This is a genomic window from Sorangium sp. So ce426 (genome assembly GCF_051475585.1).
Taxonomy (GTDB): Bacteria; Myxococcota_A; Polyangia; order Polyangiales; family Polyangiaceae; genus Sorangium; species Sorangium cellulosum_B.
The window spans coordinates 1,006,492-1,023,157 of sequence record NZ_CP150341.1 but is presented as its reverse complement, the minus strand read 5'-3'; the positions used below and the strand labels follow the sequence as shown (position 1 = coordinate 1,023,157).

Genomic DNA, 16,666 nt, shown 5'->3' with positions numbered 1-16,666 from the left:
CGGGGGCGCGCGAGCCCTGGGGGCGCCGGCCTCTGGTACGATGCACACTGGCGAAGCGAGGTGGACGCAAACCATACTGGGTGGACGGACTGTTGAGCCCGTGTGGTGTTCCGCGGGGGGAGCTCCGCGACAGAGAGGTGACCATGTCGACCCATTTCATCGACGGCAGCTGGGTGACCGGCGCGGGCGAGCCGTTCGCGAGCCGGAACCCCGTGACGCAGGCGGTCGTCTTCGAGGGGCGCGCCGCGAGCGAGGAGCAGGTCGACGCGGCCGTGACGGCGGCGCGCGGCGCGTTCGCTGCGTGGCGCGATCGCGGCCTGGAGGAGCGGGCGGCGCTGGTGAAGCGGTTCGCCGGCCTCCTGGGCGAGCACAAGGCCCGGCTCGCGGACGTGATCGGGCTGGAGACGGGCAAGCCGCGCTGGGAGGCGCTCACCGAGGTCCAGACGATGATCGGCAAGATCGACGTGTCGCTGATGGCCTGGCGCGAGCGGACGGGCGAGCGTCAGGCCGAGGCGGGCGACGCGACGGCCGTGGTGCGGCACCGGCCGCACGGCGTGGTCGCTGTGCTCGGGCCCTACAACTTCCCGGGCCACCTGCCGAACGGCCACATCGTCCCGGCCCTGATCGCGGGCAATTGCGTTGTGTTCAAGCCCTCGGAGCTCGCGCCGAGGGTCGCGGAGGAGACCGCGCGGCTCTGGGAGGCGGCGGGGATCCCGGCCGGGGTGCTCAACCTGGTCCAGGGGGGGAGGCGCACCGGCGTCGCGCTCGCCGGTCACCCGGGCATCGACGGCCTCTTCTTCACAGGCAGCTCCGGCACGGGCAACGCGCTGCACCGGCAGCTGGCGGGCCAACCGGAGAAGATCCTCGCCCTGGAGATGGGCGGCAACAACCCGCTCATCGTGCAGGACGTCGCGAACACCGAGGCGGCGAACCACCATATCCTTCAGTCGTCCTTCATCTCGGCGGGCCAGCGGTGTACGTGCGCGCGGCGGCTGCTCGTGCCGGCGACGCCGGAGGGCGACGCGCTGCTGGGGCGCCTGGTCGAGGCGGCTTCCCGGCTCAAGGTGGGCAGGTACGACGACGCGGAGCAGCCGTTCATGGGCGCGGTGATCTCGCTCGCGGCGGCGGATCGGCTGCTCGCGGCGCAGGCGCGGCTGGTCTCGCTCGGCGGCGAGGTGCTGCTGGAGATGCGCCGGCTCGAGGAGGGGACCGCGCTGCTCTCGCCCGGCATCCTCGATGTGTCGGCGATCAAGGAGCTCCCGGACGAGGAGCATTTCGGGCCGCTCGTGCAGGTGCAGCGCTATACGAGCTTCGATGAGGCGCTCTCGCTGGCCAACCGCACGCGTTATGGGCTCGCGGCCGGGTTGATCTCGGATCGCAGGGAGCTCTACGAGCGGTTCTGGCGGGAATCCCGGGCGGGGATCGTCAACTGGAACAAACCGCTGACGGGGGCGTCGAGCGCGGCGCCGTTCGGGGGGGTCGGGAGCAGCGGGAACCACCGGCCAAGCGCGTATTACGCGGCGGACTACTGCGCATATCCGGTCGCGGGGCTGGAGGCGGCGGCGGTGGCGCTGCCTGGGCAGCTGGCGCCGGGGATGCGGCTCAACAGCTAGAACCAGAGCCAGGGGGCAACGGCCGCCGGGGAGAGGGGAGGGGGCGCGCGGGGGCGAGGGGGGCCCTTCCCGCGGACTCGCGCCTTGTGGTGGCTATGGCCGGCTGTACGGGACGGGGAGATCTGAGGGCGACAAGCTGCGGTGCGGGCCGGCGCTCGGATCCGCGGGGCCCTTCCCCCTCGCCCCCGCGCGCCCCCTCCCCTCTCCCCGGCGGCTCCAGGATGGAACGGGCGGGGTGGAGAGGGGTCAGGAAGCGGAGCTCTGCGGGCCTAGCTCTATCGGGAGGGCGGTGAGGCCGCGCATGCCGGGGCTCATGCGCCAGGTCAGCGGCCCAGGAGAGAGCTCGGCGTCGGGGAAACGGCGCAGGAACGTGGAGATGACCGCCTGGGCCTCGACGCGGGCGAGCGCGGAGCCGGCACAGTAATGGACGCCCAGGCCGAGCGAGATGTGACGGATGTCCGTGCGGCGGAAGTCGAGCTTGTCGGGGTCGGGGAACTGCGCGGGATCGCGGTTCGCCGCGCCGAGCACCAGGAAGGCACGATCGCCCTTCGGGATGCGCACGCCGTCGAGCTCGATGTCGTCGAGCGCGACGCGGCTCATCCACTGCACCGGAGAGTCGTATCGGAGCAGCTCCTCCACCGCCGGGCCGATCAGCGACGGGGTGGCGCGCAGCGCTTCGCGCTCGGAACGGTGGAGAAGGAGCGCGAGCAGGCCATTGCCGATGAGGTTCTTCGTCGTCTCGTGGCCGCCGAAGAGGAGCATGCAACACGTCGAGAGCAGCTCCTGCTCGCCGAGGATCATGCCCTGCTCCTCCGCGAGGATGAGCTGGCTGAGCAGGTCGTTGCCAGGGCTCTGCCGCCGGGCCGCGATCACGCCGCGGAAATAGTCCTCCAGCTCGGCCACGGCGCTCAGCGCGCCCCCCGCGATCTCCAGCGTCGGCCGGCCCGCGCCAAGGAAGCCGCTGAGCGCGTTGGACCAGCCCTTCAGCCGGTGCCGGTCCTCGGCAGGTACACCGAGCACCTCGCCGATCACGAGCAGCGGCAAGAGATCGCCGAGATCGCGGAGGACATCCATCCGGCCCGCCGGGGCGACCGCGTCGAGCAGCTCGTTGACCAGCGTCTCCACCCGGGAGCGCAACCCCTCGACGAGCCGCGGCACGAACGCCTTGTTGATCAGCGAGCGGATGCGCGTGTGCTCCGGCGGATCGAGCAGCAAGGCCCACGACGCCAGGTTGCGGCGCAACGGCTCCAGCCGCTGCCGCACCTCGTCAGGCAGCTTCGTCACGAAGGCGCTGGAGCGCTTCGCCGACAGGCGCGGGTCACGAAAGCCCGCCGCGACCTGGTCGTAGCGGGTGATGAGCCAGCCGTTGTAAGCCGCGCTGAAGTACACGGGCGCTTCCTGGCGCAACCGGGCGTACACGGGGTACGGGTTCGCGAGCGTCTCCGGCGACTGGAGGCGAAACGGATCGAGATCGGCGTCCGCCGCTGGATTGGCCGCGGGCGGTGCGTCGGGCTTCGGTGCGTCGGGCGAGTTCATCGGGCCAGGGTACGACGGTCACGCCCGCTTGGGAACCGGCGCGACCCACGCCCCCGCAGGCCCGCCCCAGGCCGGCCTCCCCGCCAGCGCACGGGCGCGCGGCCGCCCTTGGCTACAGCGGCTTCCGCCCCCCTCTGCCCCATGCCGAGCCGCAGCAGAGCGGCGGTCTCCCGAGCCGCAGCAGAGCGGCGGTCTCCCGAGCCGCAGCAGAGCGGCGGTCTCCCGAGCCGCAGCAGAGCGGCGGTCTCCCGAGCCGCAGCAGAGCGGCGGTCTCCCGAGCCGCAGCAGAGCGGCGGTCTCCCGCGCAGGAGACGGGCCCAGATCGGCGTTTTCGGCGCGCAAGCGCACTCCTGTGCGCTGAGCACCGAAAACGTCGAGGTGGGCCCGTATCCGAAGCGGGTGACCGCCGCTCTAGGACCAGAGCTTGATTCCGCCGAGCAGGCCAGCGACGTTGTCCACCACGACGACGTTCTCGGGCAGCCGCGAGGCGTCGAGCAGGCGCGCGTTGCCGCCGCCGAGGTAGAGCTTGCGGTAATTGAAGATCGGCTCGAGCTGCTCGATCATCTTGCGCACGCGCTTGTTCCAGCGCTTCGGGCCGATGCGCTTGCACTCGGCGTCGAACACGCGGTCCTCGTACTTCAGGTCCCTCTTTCCGTACGGATGGTGCCCGAGCTCGAGGTTCGGCACGTAGCGGCCGTCGATGTACAGCGCGCAGCCGAGCCCCGTGCCGAAGGTGAGCACCATCTCGAGCCCCTTGCCCTCGATGACGGCGAGCCCCTGGATGCCCGCGTCGTTGGCGACGCGGACAGGCTTGCCAAGGCGGCGCTCGACGGCCTCGCCGAGCGGGTAGCCCTTCCACTTCTCGTTGTCGAGGTGCGGCGCCGTCTTGGTCACGTTCTCCATCACCACCCCGGGGAAGCCGATCGAGACGCGATCGAACTCCCCCTGCGCCCGGGCGATCTCCTCGATGAGGTCGAGGATGGGGTCCGGCGAGGCCGGCTGGGGCGTCAGCACGCGCACGGGATCCGTCATCGGAGTCCCCTGCTCGTCGAGGATGGTGGCCTTGATCCCCGTTCCGCCGATATCGATACAAAGCGTGCGCATGGATCCCTCTGTCTCCCCCCGGAGCTCTTCCTCCAGGGCCGCCGCGGACGCGCCCACGCGCCCGCGTTCGCAGCGGACATAATCTAGAGCTCTGGCTGCGCGTCAACTGGCGCCGCGACGGCGCACGCCCGAGCGGGCGATCACGCCCCCTGAGCCCGCCCTCCCGCGCACACGCCGCCCGGCGCCGACCAGCGGGCACCCCCGCTGCCCCGGTGCCCCGGCCGCCGCGCCGCCCGCCCCCGGGCGACGCTCAAGGCGAGCCGCAAGCGTCGCACGCGACGCTCGACGGCGGCGCACCGTTTGCGAGCCCGTCGAGCCATTGCACGAGGCGCGCTCCGCGCGACTCGAGGGTGTAAAATTCCGGCCGCCAGAGGATGCAGTGCGCGGAGCCGGCGGCAAGGAACGACCTGAAGTTCGGCGTCGACGCCTCGATCTCGGCGATCTCTGCCCTCATGGCGTCGGACCACGCCTGGGCGTCGCCGCCGCCCATCGCGTTGAAGAAGAAGGCCTGGTCCTCATCATAGACGGTGTTGTACTGCGACAGGCGCATGTCGGGGTAATGGGCGCCGATCTTCTCGTAGAGCGCCGACAGCCGCGCGAGCTCGGCCGGGTCGAGGCCAGGTATCCATGTGGGATAAGCGCCCTCGGGCTTCCAGGAAGGAAGGCTGTCCCTGAAGAACGTCTCCGTGATGATCCCTGCCCCGCTGTCGGCGAACTCGATGACCGACGCGCTCTTGTAGTGCTCTCGCAGGTGCGCGGACCAGAGGATGGCGCCATACGCGCCCGCGCTGCAGCCCGTCACGAAGATCTTCTCTGGCGCGGAGACGTTCTCGTAGATCCAGCCGAGCGCCGCGCGGACGTTGACGGCGCCCTTGTGCTGGATGGTGACGGCCTGGCTCCCCTCCCCGTACGTGGCCACGTTGTCGCCCCAGTGGACGTCCGCGGTGCAATAGGGGATGTACACATGGTGCCAGTCCTTGAAGGGGTTGTCCGGGTTCTCATGATCGTAGATCCCGGTCGTCAGGGCGTCCTCGCCGACCGTCTCCTGGAAGAGCGCTCCCGCGAACGAGCACGTGGTTGCGTCCCAGCACGCGCCGCCGCCGCGGAACTCGACGATGAGGCGATTGACGGTGCCCGGACGGACGAAGTACGTGAAAGGATCACCGCGCGAGCACGTCGTCTCGCCGCCCGGCTCGATGGAGCTCCAGCCGGACGGCAGGCTCAGGATCCCGACCCGCGGCTCGCTGCTCGGGTCTTCGTGCTCGGCGGACGCGCCGCCACAGCCGAGGACGGCGAGCGGAAAGAGCAGGAGTCGAACCGGGAGGGGCGGAACGATCTTGAATCGCATGGAGGGCAGACAATACCACTCCATGACGCGCGGGCATCACCCGCCGGTGACGGCCCGCTCGGCGGTGCCGTCGCGTCATGGCACAGGGGCGTGCTCTGCCCACAGCTGCGACGCGGCCTCGCCGACGGCGCGGCGGATCGACCCCTCGTCGAGGCGGGCGCGGTCGCGCGGCGCGAGGGCGGCGCAGACGCCGAGCGCGACGAGGTAGAGGGCGCCGATGAGGCCGATCCAGCGCAGGCCGGACGCACCCAGGCGTGAGATGATCTCGATGGGCACGATCTGCGCGCGGATCTGGACGGCCCCGATCACGATCACGGCGCGGTCTCCCTCCTGGAGCTCGATGTCGGCCGGGCCCGTCAACAGGCGCGCGAGCCCGTCGGCGCCGTGGAGGCGCGCCCGCGTCCGCCGCGGGACGTGCAGCACGTAGCGTGCGCCGATCACCTCCGCGATGACCGGGGCCGCTCTATCGAGCTCCCCCGACGGCACGCGCACGATGGACGCGGGCGTGTCGCCGATGTGCGCGCGCCCCTCCGCGAGCACATGGCGGACGCCGAGCACGTCTTTGCCTCGGACGGCGACGAGCTCCAGCGCGCGCCGCGCAGAGGCGCTCGCCGCAGGCGGCCGCGACCTCCGGTCGCTGATGGGTTCGGCCGCCGATGCCTCATTAGGCCCTTTCGCCATACTCTCCAGCCCCCTTCGTCGGCCACCGGCAGGGCTCGACTCGACATGTCACCTGAAGACCCTGCCCCCCGCGGCGCTGCCCCGCGCGCTTCCGCATCACTCCCCTTCCCTGGCTCTCTGGCATGGAGCGTTCCGTGGCCGAGCGCGCAGGGACGTGGCGGACCGACGGCCCGCGCCGGCCGCGTGAGGCCCCGGAGGACGCGCCCTGCCACCGCGCGCCGAGGCGCGACGGGAGACGCCCGCCCCGGGGCAGCTCCGCCGCTCCGGGAAGGGCCCGCGACGCGGCGCGCCGTGCCCGGAGCTCCGCCCCGGAGCTCCGCCCCTATTTCGTGGCGCCCTCCCGGCGCTGGTGTAGATCGCCGCCCGTGAGGAAGCGCCCCCTCGGCAAGACGACCCTTCAGGTCTCGGAGCTCGCCCTAGGCACCTGGGGACTCTCCGGCGACGGCTACGGCCCCATCGCCGACGTCGAGATCGATCGCGTCATCGATCGCGCGCTCGCGGTCGGCATCGACCTCTTCGACACCGCCGACGTCTACTGCCGCGGCGAGATGGAGCGCTGCCTCGGCAGGCGGCTCCAGGGCGCCGGCACGACGTTCGTCGTCACCAAGATCGGCACCGTTCGCGACGGCGATCCCCCGACGAAGCGGTTCGACCCGGCCCACCTCCGCACCGCGTTCGAGCGGTCGCAGGAGCGCCTCGCCCGCGAGGTGGTCGACGTCGTCCTGCTCCACAACCCCACCGTGGCCGCGATGCAATCGGGGGAGGCCCTCGCCTTCCTGAAGGACCTCAAGCAGGCCGGGAAGATCCGCGCGTACGGCGTGAGCGCCGGCTCCGCGGACGTCGCCCGCTCCGCGCTGCGCGACGAGGTCGACGTCATCGAGATCGCCTACAACGCCTTCTTCCCCGGCGACCTCCACGACGTCGCCGGCGACGTCTCCGAGTCCGGCGCGGGCGTCCTCGCCCGATCGGTGCTCGCGCACGGGCTGCTCGCCGGCCAGTGGAGCCCCGAGCGCGAGTTCTACCTCGACGATCACCGCTACCAGCGGTGGACCCGCGACGAGCTCAAGACCCGCATCCGCCAGCTCGACGCGCTCAGGCCGCTCGTCACGGGCGCCGTCACCTCGCTCCGCTCGGCGGCCCTGCGCTTCGTCCTCGCGAACCGCGTCGTCTCTTCCGCCGTGCTCGGCCCCCGCTCGGTCGCCCAGCTCGACCAGCTCGTCCGCGAGGCCGGCATGCCGCCCTACCTCCAGGACACGGCGCTCACGGAGCTCTCCGCGCGCCTCAAGCAGGCCGGGATCGAGGTGTGAGCACGATGGACCAGAACGACAGGGAGCTCGACGAGATCGTCCGCATCGCGCGCGCCGCGGCGGCGATCGTGATGGACGTGTACGCGACGCCGTTCGCCGTCGAGATGAAGGGCCCCGGCGACCCGGTGACCCGCGCCGACCGCGAGGCGAACGCGCTCATCTGCAGCGCGCTCGAGGCCGCGTTCCCCGGCGAGGCGATCCTCGCCGAGGAGAGCGTCCCGACCGGCGACGAGCTCGCCTCGCGCCTGGGGAAGGAGCGGGTGTTCTTCGTCGACCCGCTCGACGGCACGCGGGAGTTCGCGGACAGGAACGGCGAGTTCGCCGTGATGATCGGGCTCGCGGTCCGCGGCCGCGCGGCGCTGGGCGTCGTGGTGATGCCCACGACGGGCGAGGCGCTGGCCGGCCGCGCCGGCGAGGGCGGCGCCGCCTTCCTCGAGGCGAGGGACGGCAGCCGCAGGCCGCTCCGGGTCTCGGCCGTGAGCGCTCCGGCCGACGCGACGCTCGTCGTCTCGCGCTCGCACCGGCCGAAGGAGCTCGAGCCGCTCCTCGCGCGGCTCGGCATCTCGAAGATCGTCCCCTGCGGCTCGGTCGGCGTGAAGATCGCCCGGATCGCGACCGGCGAGGTCGACCTCTACGTGCACGGCGGCGGCGGCGCCAAGCTCTGGGACAGCTGCGCGCCCGAGGCCGTGCTCCTCGGGGCGGGCGGCAGCTTCACCGACCTCTCGGGCGCGCCCATCGACTACAAAGGCCCCGGGCTCAAGCTCGGCCGCGGCATCATCGCCTCGAACGGCGCCCTCCAGGCCGCCGTCGTCGCCGCGGCGAGGTCGGAGCTCGGCTGAGGCGCGATGCGGGGGCAGGCCGAGATCGTCATCGTCGGCGCGGGGATCATGGGCCTCGCGATCGCGTACAACCTCGCGCGGCACCACGGCGTCACCGACATCGTCGTCGTCGACCGGAGCTACCTCTGCGGCGGCGCCAGCGGGCGCAACGGCGGCGGGGTCCGGGCGCAGTTCTCGAGCGAGGGCAACATCCGGCTCATGCAGGAGAGCATCCGCATCTGCCGGGATTTCGCCCGCGAGATGAAGATCAACATCTGGTTCCGGCAGGGCGGCTACCTCTTCCTCGTGCGCAGCGAGGCCGGCCGCAGGACGCTCGAGAAGAGCGTCGCCGTGCAGAACGCGTGCGGCCTCGGGACGCGGATGCTCACCGCCAACGAGGCGCGCGCGATCGTGCCGCAGCTCTCGACCGACGGCGTCGTGGCGGCCAGCTACAACCCCGACGACGGCGTCGTGTTCCCCTGGCCGTTCGTCTGGGGCTACGCCGAGCGCGCGCAGAAGCTCGGCGTCGACATCGCCACCTTCACGAACGTCCTCGGCTTCCGCACGCAGGGCGCGCGGATCGACGCCGTGGTCACCGATCGCGGCGAGATCCGGACGAACAAGGTCGTCAACGCCGCCGGCGCGTGGAGCCCCGAGATCGCGCGCATGCTCGGCGTGGAGCTGCCCAACCACCCCCACCGCCACGAGATCTGCTCGACCGAGCCGCTCAAGCCCTGGCTCGGCCCGCTCGTCGCGGATCTCTCGAACGGCCTCTATTTTTCGCAGTCGATGCGCGGCGAGATCGTGGGCGGCATCTCCAACGAGGACGTCCCTGACGGCCTCGACATGGGGTCGAGCCACAAGTTCCTCGCCCTGTACGCGCGGGCGCTCGTCGCCGCGTGCCCCCTCCTCGGCAGCGTGAAGGTGCTGCGGCAGTGGGCCGGCTGTTACGACCTCACCCCGGATCAGAACCCGATCGTGGGCGGGGTCGACGAGGTCGAGCACTTCTACCAGGCCTCCGGCTTCATGGGGCACGGCTTCATGATCGCGCCCGTCATGGGCAAGCTCCTCGCGCAGCACATCGCCGAGGGCGCCTCCCTCCCCCTGTTCGATCGCTGGAACCTGCGGCGCTTCAGGGAGGGCCGGCTCCTCAGCGAGGCGATGATCATCGGCTGAGCGCCGCGCCCCTGCGGCGCGGCGGCGGCCCTTCAACGCGGCGCGCGCCGCACATGCCGCGCTCCCCCGCGGCGTCGCGCTTCGCCTATACTCGCGCCCCTTCGCCATGGGTCACCTCGTCCTCGTCACCGGCTCCTCGAGCGGCATCGGCCTCGCGACCGCTGTCGCGTGCGCGGCCGCGGGCCACCGGGTCATCGCCACGATGCGCCGCCCCGAGAAGGCCGGCGCGCTCCTCGCCGCCGCCGGCGCGCGCGGCGTCACGATCGAGATCGAGCAGCTCGACGTCGCCGCGGCGAGCGCGCCCGACAGGGTCCGGGAGATCCTTGAGAAGCACGGCCCCGCTTACGCCCTCGTCAACAACGCCGGCATCGCGGTGGGCGGCGCCTTCGAGGAGCAGGCGGACGGCGACGTCCGGGCGCAGTTCGAGACCAACGTCTTCGGGCTGATGGCCGTGACGCGCGCGGTGCTCCCGGCGATGCGCGGCGCGGGGCGCGGCCGCATCGTCAACGTCTCGAGCATCTCCGGGCTCGTCGGCCTCCCCGGCGTGAGCGCCTACGCGGCGACGAAGCACGCCGTCGAGGGCTTCAGCGAGGCGCTGCGCTGGGAGGTCGCCCCGTTCGGCGTCCACGTCTGCCTCGTCGAGCCCGGCACCTTCAAGACCGAAATTTTCTACGAAAACCAGCGACGCGGCGCCCACGTCTCGCTCGACGGCCCTTACGGCGCGATGACCAGGGCGATCGAGCAGATGATCCTGAAGGACGCCGCCAAGGCGCCGCCGCCCGCCCCGGTCGCGGCGGCGATCCTCCGCCTCATCGACGACGCATCGCCGCCTTTCAGGACCCTTGTCGGCCGGGACGCACGGGCGCTCGTCGCGCTGCGCCGTGTCATCCCCGACCGGCTCTTCGCCACGGGGATCCGCCGGCTCGTCTCGGCGCCGCGCTCGCGTTGACACGTTCTCTGCCGGCGAATAGCGTCGGCTTCGCCGTTTCCATGGCGGAGCGGCGCCACGTCGTGGCCGAAGGGGGGCCGCGCCCCCTGCCGCGCGCTGTTTTTGTCCACTTTCGTCCCCTCAGGCTAACGAAGGCTAGCCGCTGACCGCCTCTCCTGAAGCGCGCCGTGCGACGGCGAGGTCAGGCCGGCAGCATCACCGAGGTCCCGGAGGAAACACCATGTCCCGCTCAGCACGCAGCATCCTGCCGCTCCTTCGCTCGCTCCTCCTGGGGGCCGCCACCGCGTCGTCGATGGCGCTCTCCGCAGGGGTCATCGTCGGATGCGGCGACGAGAACGACCCCGAGACGCACGTCAAGCGGCTCGACGACCCGGCCACGCTCACCGCCTCCGTCAACCGGCTCGTCCAGTTCTTCGAAGACGCGATGACGCGTGACAACAAGGACCGGAACGGCCCGACCGTGAAGCCGCTCCTCGACAAGATCATCGAGCCGATGACGCAGAAGTGCGTGACCGGCGATCTCGACGAGCGCACGAACTCGAAGCTCATCAAGTTCATCTCCGACACGAGGGACCCGCGCGGCGAGGCCTGCCTCATCAAGGCGCTCAAGGACTACAAGCCCGAGTCCACCGAGGAGGACGTCCGCTGGGCCGTGCGCGGCCTCGGCGCGACGAAGTCGGAGAAGGCCGCCGAGCCGCTCATGGCCGTCTTCTCGAAGCTCCAGCACGGCAAGCCGAAGGGCTCGACGATCTCGCGCGACGTGCACGACGCGATGGTCGACATCAACAGCAAGTCCTGGGAAGACGGGCTCATCACGATGATCGGGCGCCCGATCAACGACCCGAAGGACGTCGGCACGATGCGGAACGAGCTGTTCTGGCAGATCACCGCCGCGGAGCTGCTCGGGTGGCAGCGCAGCGAGAAGGCGGTCGTGCCGCTGCTCAAGGTGGTGCTGTCGCCGTTCAAGGCGGACGCGGCCACGACGGCCATCCTGGCGCTCACGAAGATCGGCAAGCCCGCGATCCAGCCGACGATCGCGCTGCTCCAGGGCGACCAGAAGGAGCTCGTCGAGTACTCGAAGGTCGAGAACCTGAAGGGCGCCGGCGACAAGGCGAGCGCGGAGCAGAAGAAGGCCGCGGAGACCGCCCACGTCGCGGCGGCCGCGCTCGTCCTGGCGACGATCGGCCGGCAGGAGTCGTCGCAGCCGCTGCTCGCCGCGCTCGGGAAGGCCGAGGACGTGCCGCGCGCCATCATCGCGCGCGAGCTGACCAAGGTGCCGAGGACGCCGGAGACCCTCGCGGCCTTCCAGGCGGCCTACGAGAAGACGCCCGCGGGGCTCGAGATGCCGCCGGCCGGCATCAACGCGCGGGTGATGCTCGCCGAGGCGGCGAGCAACTTCTTCGACGCGAGCCTCGTGCCGTGGCTCGTGAAGACCGGCCTCGAGGCGCGCGGCGAGGAGGACGACGTCGCGCAGATCCGCGACGTCTCGCTGCAGACGGCGCTCAAGCTGATGAAGCCCGACCAGATCGCCGACGTCGACCGGCTCGCGGGCACCCGCACGAGCGGCGGCGGCACGGTCGGCAAGTCGATGGAGAAGGAGATCAAGATCGCGAAGGAGCTGCTCGGGGCCTGCGGCACCAAGCTCGAGTGTTACGTCGGCAAGCTCGGCGATCCGGCGTCGCAGGCGAAGGAGACGCAGTTCCAGGGGATCAAGTCCGCCTACATGGCGGGCGTGCTCGGCACCCCCGAGGTCCGGCAGCAGATCATCGACGCGATGCCGAAGGTCTCGAACGCGGCCGTCCGCTTCGTCTCGGTCTCGGTCATCGACGCCCTCTCGCCGAAGGGCGACGCCGAGGTCGCGACCAAGCTGCAGAAGATCGTCGACGACGGCGAGGCCTCGAAGGATCCCGAGAAGATCGCCGGCAACGCGCCCTTCAAGACGGTCATCTACCGCCTCACCGCCCGCGCGCAGTGACCGCCGCAGCCCCGCGCGCCCCGTCCAGAGGTCGGGGCGCGCGGACGCGCAGGCGGGCACATCACCTCGCTCCAGATTTTTCTTGATCGGCGCCACCCGGGCGCGATGCTTGCCCAAAGCTCGCGCGACGCTCGTGTGAAGCTCGCGCGAAGCTCGAGTAACGCTTCACCGACGCGCCTGGCTCCTGATTTTTCCTGGCGTCTCCGCCGTCTTGACGGTTTACTCCGGCCCTTGTCACGGGGTCTTTCCGGCTGAAGAACGAACCATGATCGTGCTCGAGGTAACCCAGGGTCTCGCTGCCGGGCGCACCTTCGAGCTCCAGGGCGAGCTGATCACGCTCGGGCGCTCGTCGGACAACCGCGTCGTCCTCGACGATCGCCACGTCTCCGGGGCGCACGCGCGCATCGTGAGCGGCGCCGACGGGGTGATCCTCGAGGATCTGCGCTCGACGAACGGCACGAGCGTGACGCGGCGGGGCGAGCGGCTGGAGCTCGGCGCGGGGCGCAGCGCGCTCGCCCTCCAGACGGGGGACGTCATCGAGCTCGGCTCCGGGGACGCTGTCACCCGGATGGTGGTGAAGATCCCGGAGGAGGCCGACGACGCGCGGGTCGTCTCGATCCGCCGCCTCGACGAGATCGAGCCTGCCGAGGCGAAGATCGAGCGCGACCCGAGCGCGCTGTCGGCGATGTACGCGGCGCAGAAGCGCATCGGCGCGGCGACCGATCTCGACGAGGTGCTCGCCGAGATCGCCGACGCGGTGCTCGCGCTGGTGCCGAGCTCGACGCACGTCACGGTGGTGCTGCGCGACGACGACCAGGAGCCGGGCGCGGCGCCGGCGGCGTTCGTGCCGGTGCTGACGCGGGTCCGGTCCGCGTCGGGCAAAGGGGGGCCGCCTGCAGGGCCGGTCCCGATCACGCGCAGCGTGTACCGGAAGGTGATCAAGGAGCGGGCGGCCGTGCTCGCCGCCGACGCGCCGATCGAGGTCGGGCAGTCCGAGTCGCTGATGGGCGCCTCGATCCGCAGCACGCTCGCCGTCCCGCTCTGGAAGGGCGAGGAGATCATCGGCGTGCTCCAGGCCGACAACCGGAGCGTGCCCGGGATGCTGAACGCCGGCGACCTGGAGACGCTCCTCGTGCTGGCCGCCAACGCCTCGCTCGCGGTGGCGAACGCCCGGCTCATCAAGCGGCTCGTGCTCGCGGAGGAGCGGCTCCAGAAGGAGAACAGCTTCCTCAAGGGGCGCGAGGAGCGCCGCCGGGGCGGCGGCGGGGGCGCGGTCGACATCATCGGCAACAGCGACGCGATGCGCAAGGTGATCGGGCAGCTCGACAAGGTGGTCGACACGCGCGTCACGGTGCTGATCGAGGGCGAGACGGGCACGGGCAAGGAGCTCATCGCCGCCGCCGTCCACTACCGCTCCCGCCGCCGCGACAAGCTGTTCGTTGCGCAGAACTGCGCGGCGCTGGCCGAGAGCCTGCTGGAGAGCGAGCTCTTCGGGCACAAGAAGGGGTCGTTCACGGGCGCCACCGAGGAGAAGAAGGGGCTGTTCGAGATCGCCGACGGGGGCACGCTCTTCCTCGACGAGATCACCGAGACGCCGCTGTCGCTGCAATCGAAGCTGCTCCGGGCGCTCCAGGAGGGCGAGATCCGCCCCGTGGGCGCGACGAGCCCGAAGCACGTCAACGTGCGCATCGTCGCCGCGACGAACCGGAACCTCGAGGACGAGGTGGCCAAGGGGCGGTTCCGCGAAGATCTCTACTACCGCCTCAAGGTCTTCCCGATCCGGCTGCCGCCGCTGCGAGAGCGGCGCGACGACATCTCGCTGCTCGCGGCGCACTTCCTGGAGCGCTACGCGGACGAGATCGGCAAGCCGTGCGGCGGGTTCAGCCAGCAGGCGATGGAGCTCATGGTCGCGTACGACTGGCCGGGCAACGTGCGGGAGCTCCAGAACGAGGTGCAGCGGATCGTCATCCAGCTGGAGCCGGGGGCGTTCGGGACGCCGGAGCTGCTCTCGCCGAGGATCCGGCAGGTCGAGGGGCTCGTCGCGCGGGCGGGGACGCCGAAGGGGTCGCTCAAGGAGATGATGGACGCGGTCGAGAAGTTCTTCCTCCTGGAAGCGCTGCGCGGGCACAACAACAACAAGACCAACGCGGCCAAGTCGCTCGGGATCACGCGCGAGGGGCTGCACAAGAAGCTCCGGCAATACGGGATCTGACGGGGCACGGGACACGGGACACGGGACGGAGGGCTTCCCAGGACGCGAGGGAGCCCTCGGGAGGGGGTGTCGCGCGCGGGGCCGGCGGGGGGCCCTTCCCACGAACTCGCGCCTTGTGGTGGCTATGGCCGGTTGAACGGAGGTAGGAGAACCAGGAGCGAGTGGCTTCGATGCGGGCCGGCGCTCGGGTTCGTGGGGCCCTTCCCCCGCCGGCCCCGCGCGCGACACCCCCTCCCGAGGGCTCTTTCCAAGGGATGGGAAACAGCGGTTTCGAAGGTGCGCGGCGGGGATGCGGGGATTTGCTGGGGGTGTGCGGGGACGCTGGGGGCTGGCCGCGGGGGCGGGGGACGGCTCTGGTCAGCGCTTCGGATTGGCGCGCATCTGCTTGGAGATCTGCTTCCAGCGCCGCTTCTCCTCGATCCTCGCGCGCACGTCCTGCTGCCCGGCGAGGTGGCGTCGCTCGGCACCCAGCTTGAGGTAGGCGCCGAGGCGCTCGGGATCGAGGTCGCCGTCCTTGATGGCACGGAGCACCGCGCAACCGGGCTCGCCGTCGTGCGCGCAGTCCCGGAAACGGCAGGCCGCGGCGCGGGCCTCGACGTCGTCGAAGCCGGCCGGGGCGCTGCCGCCCGCGGACCAGAGGCCGAGCTCCCGTATGCCCGGCGTGTCGATGAGGAGACCACCGCCAGGGATCAGGAACAGCTCCCGGTGAGCCGTCGTGTGGCGGCCACGCTCGTCCGAGGCCCGGATCGCGCCCTCGAGCTGGACCTCCGCGCCGAGCAGGCGATTGCTGAGCGCGGACTTCCCCACGCCGGACGAGCCGACGAGGGCAATGGTCTCCCCTGCCCCGATCTCGGCGCGGAGCGCGTCGAGGCCGGCGCCGGAGAGCGCGCTGACGAGCGCGATCGGGGCGGCAGGGGCGACGTCCCGCGCCGCGTCGATGTACCGCGCCGGATCCGGGCAGACATCGGCCTTGTTGAGCACGAGGACCGGGCGAGCGCCGCTGTCGAGGACGGCGTCGATGTAGCGCTCGAGGCGGCGCAGGTTGAAGTCGGCGTTCAGCGACGTGACGATGAACACCTTGTCGATGTTGGCCGCGAGCACCTGGGCCTCCACCGTGGGCCCAGCGGCCTTGCGGCGCAGGCACGTGCTCCGCGCGAACGTGTGCACGATGTACGAAGGCCCAGCGCCGTCGCCAGGCCTGAGCCCCACCCAGTCACCGACGGTGGGGAGCGCCGCGCGATCCGCGGCCTCGTGCGCGAGGCGACCGCTGACCACCGCGAGGCGCGGGCCATCCGCGGTCTGAACGTGATGCCTGGACGCGGACGCGAGGACGACGCGCGCAGGCTGCACGGCATCCTTGAGACAGGCGAGCTGGCTCGCGAAGAAGGGAGTCCATCCGAGCCCGACCAGATCGGGCCGCATTTCGTGCTGCAAAGACGGATCAACGAGAGAATCGAGGTGAGTTTGCATGACGGACGAGCGCTCCATGGCGTTCGGCCGCGCCCGAGCTTCGGCGCGCGGCGATCGACGGACAGGGCGCGGCGGCGCACAAGCGCGCACGCGCCGGCCATTCCACACGCGGGGCCACCGCGGAGCGGAGCTCGTCGATCGATCAGGACGTCACGCCAGAAGGCACGCCCGGCCAGGGCAGATCCCTGGGAGGGGCACGCGCTCAGGGCACACACGCGCCCCTCAGGGCACGCGGGCGACGTCGCGGAGACGTGGAGACGAGCTCAGCCGGCCGCGGCGGAAACAACGGCGGCGGCGCAATGGGTGTGCGATGTGTTGGCACTCATGACCTGACCTCCGCGTTCGGCTCACGTCACCACGACGCGACAGCACCTAGAATCCTATGGCCCCGCGCCGACGTCAAGCGCTCTCGGCTCGGCCCGGCCGTGTGGACAGCGAGCACAGCGCGCGCGGGACGTGGGGCGCCCTCGTTCCAGG

The 16,666-nt window shown here is 71.4% G+C and carries 12 protein-coding genes; 7 read left to right on the top strand and 5 right to left on the bottom strand.

What is annotated here, in order from left to right; genetic code table 11:
* The first annotated feature begins 143 nt into the window (after positions 1-143).
* Complete coding sequence (gene astD / locus WMF44_RS03825; protein ID WP_437297758.1) at positions 144-1,613, top strand: succinylglutamate-semialdehyde dehydrogenase; 1,470 nt, start codon at positions 144-146, stop codon at positions 1,611-1,613.
* Between the two features lie 246 nt (positions 1,614-1,859).
* On the opposite strand, the gene WMF44_RS03820 is transcribed toward astD, so the two are convergent.
* The 4 genes from WMF44_RS03820 to WMF44_RS03805 all read right to left on the bottom strand — a co-directional run bounded on the left by WMF44_RS03820 (position 1,860) and on the right by WMF44_RS03805 (position 6,282).
* Positions 1,860-3,149, bottom strand: coding sequence for a cytochrome P450 (locus tag WMF44_RS03820; RefSeq protein WP_437297757.1), 1,290 nt, complete (start codon positions 3,147-3,149; stop codon positions 1,860-1,862).
* 411 nt (positions 3,150-3,560) lie between these two features.
* A complete protein-coding gene (locus WMF44_RS03815; RefSeq protein ID WP_437297756.1) occupies positions 3,561-4,253 on the bottom strand; it encodes an ROK family protein in 693 nt (230 codons plus the stop codon).
* Between the two features lie 250 nt (positions 4,254-4,503).
* A complete protein-coding gene (locus WMF44_RS03810) occupies positions 4,504-5,601 on the bottom strand; it encodes a pectin acetylesterase-family hydrolase (protein WP_437297755.1) in 1,098 nt (365 codons plus the stop codon).
* A 75-nt stretch (positions 5,602-5,676) separates the two neighbouring features.
* Positions 5,677-6,282, bottom strand: a complete 606-nt coding sequence (locus tag WMF44_RS03805; protein WP_437297754.1) for a hypothetical protein — start codon at positions 6,280-6,282, stop codon at positions 5,677-5,679.
* Between the two features lie 365 nt (positions 6,283-6,647).
* On the opposite strand from WMF44_RS03805, the gene WMF44_RS03800 reads away from it, so the two are divergent.
* The 6 genes from WMF44_RS03800 to WMF44_RS03775 all read left to right on the top strand — a co-directional run bounded on the left by WMF44_RS03800 (position 6,648) and on the right by WMF44_RS03775 (position 14,719).
* On the top strand, positions 6,648-7,589 hold the full coding sequence (locus WMF44_RS03800) for an aldo/keto reductase (protein ID WP_437297753.1): 942 nt from the start codon (positions 6,648-6,650) through the stop codon (positions 7,587-7,589).
* Between the two features lie 5 nt (positions 7,590-7,594).
* A complete protein-coding gene (locus tag WMF44_RS03795; protein WP_437297752.1) occupies positions 7,595-8,428 on the top strand; it encodes a 3'(2'),5'-bisphosphate nucleotidase CysQ family protein in 834 nt (277 codons plus the stop codon).
* Positions 8,429-8,434: 6 nt separating this feature from the next.
* Positions 8,435-9,583, top strand: a complete 1,149-nt coding sequence (locus tag WMF44_RS03790; RefSeq protein WP_437297751.1) for an NAD(P)/FAD-dependent oxidoreductase — start codon at positions 8,435-8,437, stop codon at positions 9,581-9,583.
* Between the two features lie 106 nt (positions 9,584-9,689).
* Positions 9,690-10,532 (top strand): SDR family NAD(P)-dependent oxidoreductase, encoded by an 843-nt coding sequence (locus WMF44_RS03785; protein ID WP_437297750.1) that lies wholly within the window; start codon positions 9,690-9,692, stop codon positions 10,530-10,532.
* Positions 10,533-10,752: 220 nt separating this feature from the next.
* A complete protein-coding gene (locus tag WMF44_RS03780; protein WP_437297749.1) occupies positions 10,753-12,507 on the top strand; it encodes a hypothetical protein in 1,755 nt (584 codons plus the stop codon).
* A gap of 265 nt (positions 12,508-12,772) precedes the next feature.
* Positions 12,773-14,719 carry a sigma 54-interacting transcriptional regulator gene (locus tag WMF44_RS03775; RefSeq protein WP_437297748.1) on the top strand — a complete coding sequence of 649 codons (1,947 nt, stop codon included), beginning with the start codon at positions 12,773-12,775 and terminating at the stop codon, positions 14,717-14,719.
* Positions 14,720-15,076: 357 nt separating this feature from the next.
* Here the strand turns inward: WMF44_RS03775 and rsgA are convergent, their stop codons facing one another.
* Complete coding sequence (rsgA, locus tag WMF44_RS03770) at positions 15,077-16,141, bottom strand: ribosome small subunit-dependent GTPase A (protein ID WP_437297747.1); 1,065 nt, start codon at positions 16,139-16,141, stop codon at positions 15,077-15,079.
* Positions 16,142-16,666 lie beyond the last annotated feature (525 nt).

Coding starts and splice junctions, on each gene's coding strand:
- WMF44_RS03785 (WP_437297750.1), top strand. CDS start 9,690: ATGGGTCACCTCGTCCTCGTCACCGGCTCCTCGAGCGGCATCGGCCTC.
- WMF44_RS03820 (WP_437297757.1), bottom strand. CDS start 3,149: ATGAACTCGCCCGACGCACCGAAGCCCGACGCACCGCCCGCGGCCAAT.
- WMF44_RS03815 (WP_437297756.1), bottom strand. CDS start 4,253: ATGCGCACGCTTTGTATCGATATCGGCGGAACGGGGATCAAGGCCACC.
- rsgA (WP_437297747.1), bottom strand. CDS start 16,141: ATGCGGCCCGATCTGGTCGGGCTCGGATGGACTCCCTTCTTCGCGAGC.
- WMF44_RS03795 (WP_437297752.1), top strand. CDS start 7,595: ATGGACCAGAACGACAGGGAGCTCGACGAGATCGTCCGCATCGCGCGC.
- WMF44_RS03810 (WP_437297755.1), bottom strand. CDS start 5,601: ATGCGATTCAAGATCGTTCCGCCCCTCCCGGTTCGACTCCTGCTCTTT.
- WMF44_RS03775 (WP_437297748.1), top strand. CDS start 12,773: ATGATCGTGCTCGAGGTAACCCAGGGTCTCGCTGCCGGGCGCACCTTC.
- WMF44_RS03790 (WP_437297751.1), top strand. CDS start 8,435: ATGCGGGGGCAGGCCGAGATCGTCATCGTCGGCGCGGGGATCATGGGC.
- WMF44_RS03805 (WP_437297754.1), bottom strand. CDS start 6,282: ATGGCGAAAGGGCCTAATGAGGCATCGGCGGCCGAACCCATCAGCGAC.
- astD (WP_437297758.1), top strand. CDS start 144: ATGTCGACCCATTTCATCGACGGCAGCTGGGTGACCGGCGCGGGCGAG.
- WMF44_RS03780 (WP_437297749.1), top strand. CDS start 10,753: ATGTCCCGCTCAGCACGCAGCATCCTGCCGCTCCTTCGCTCGCTCCTC.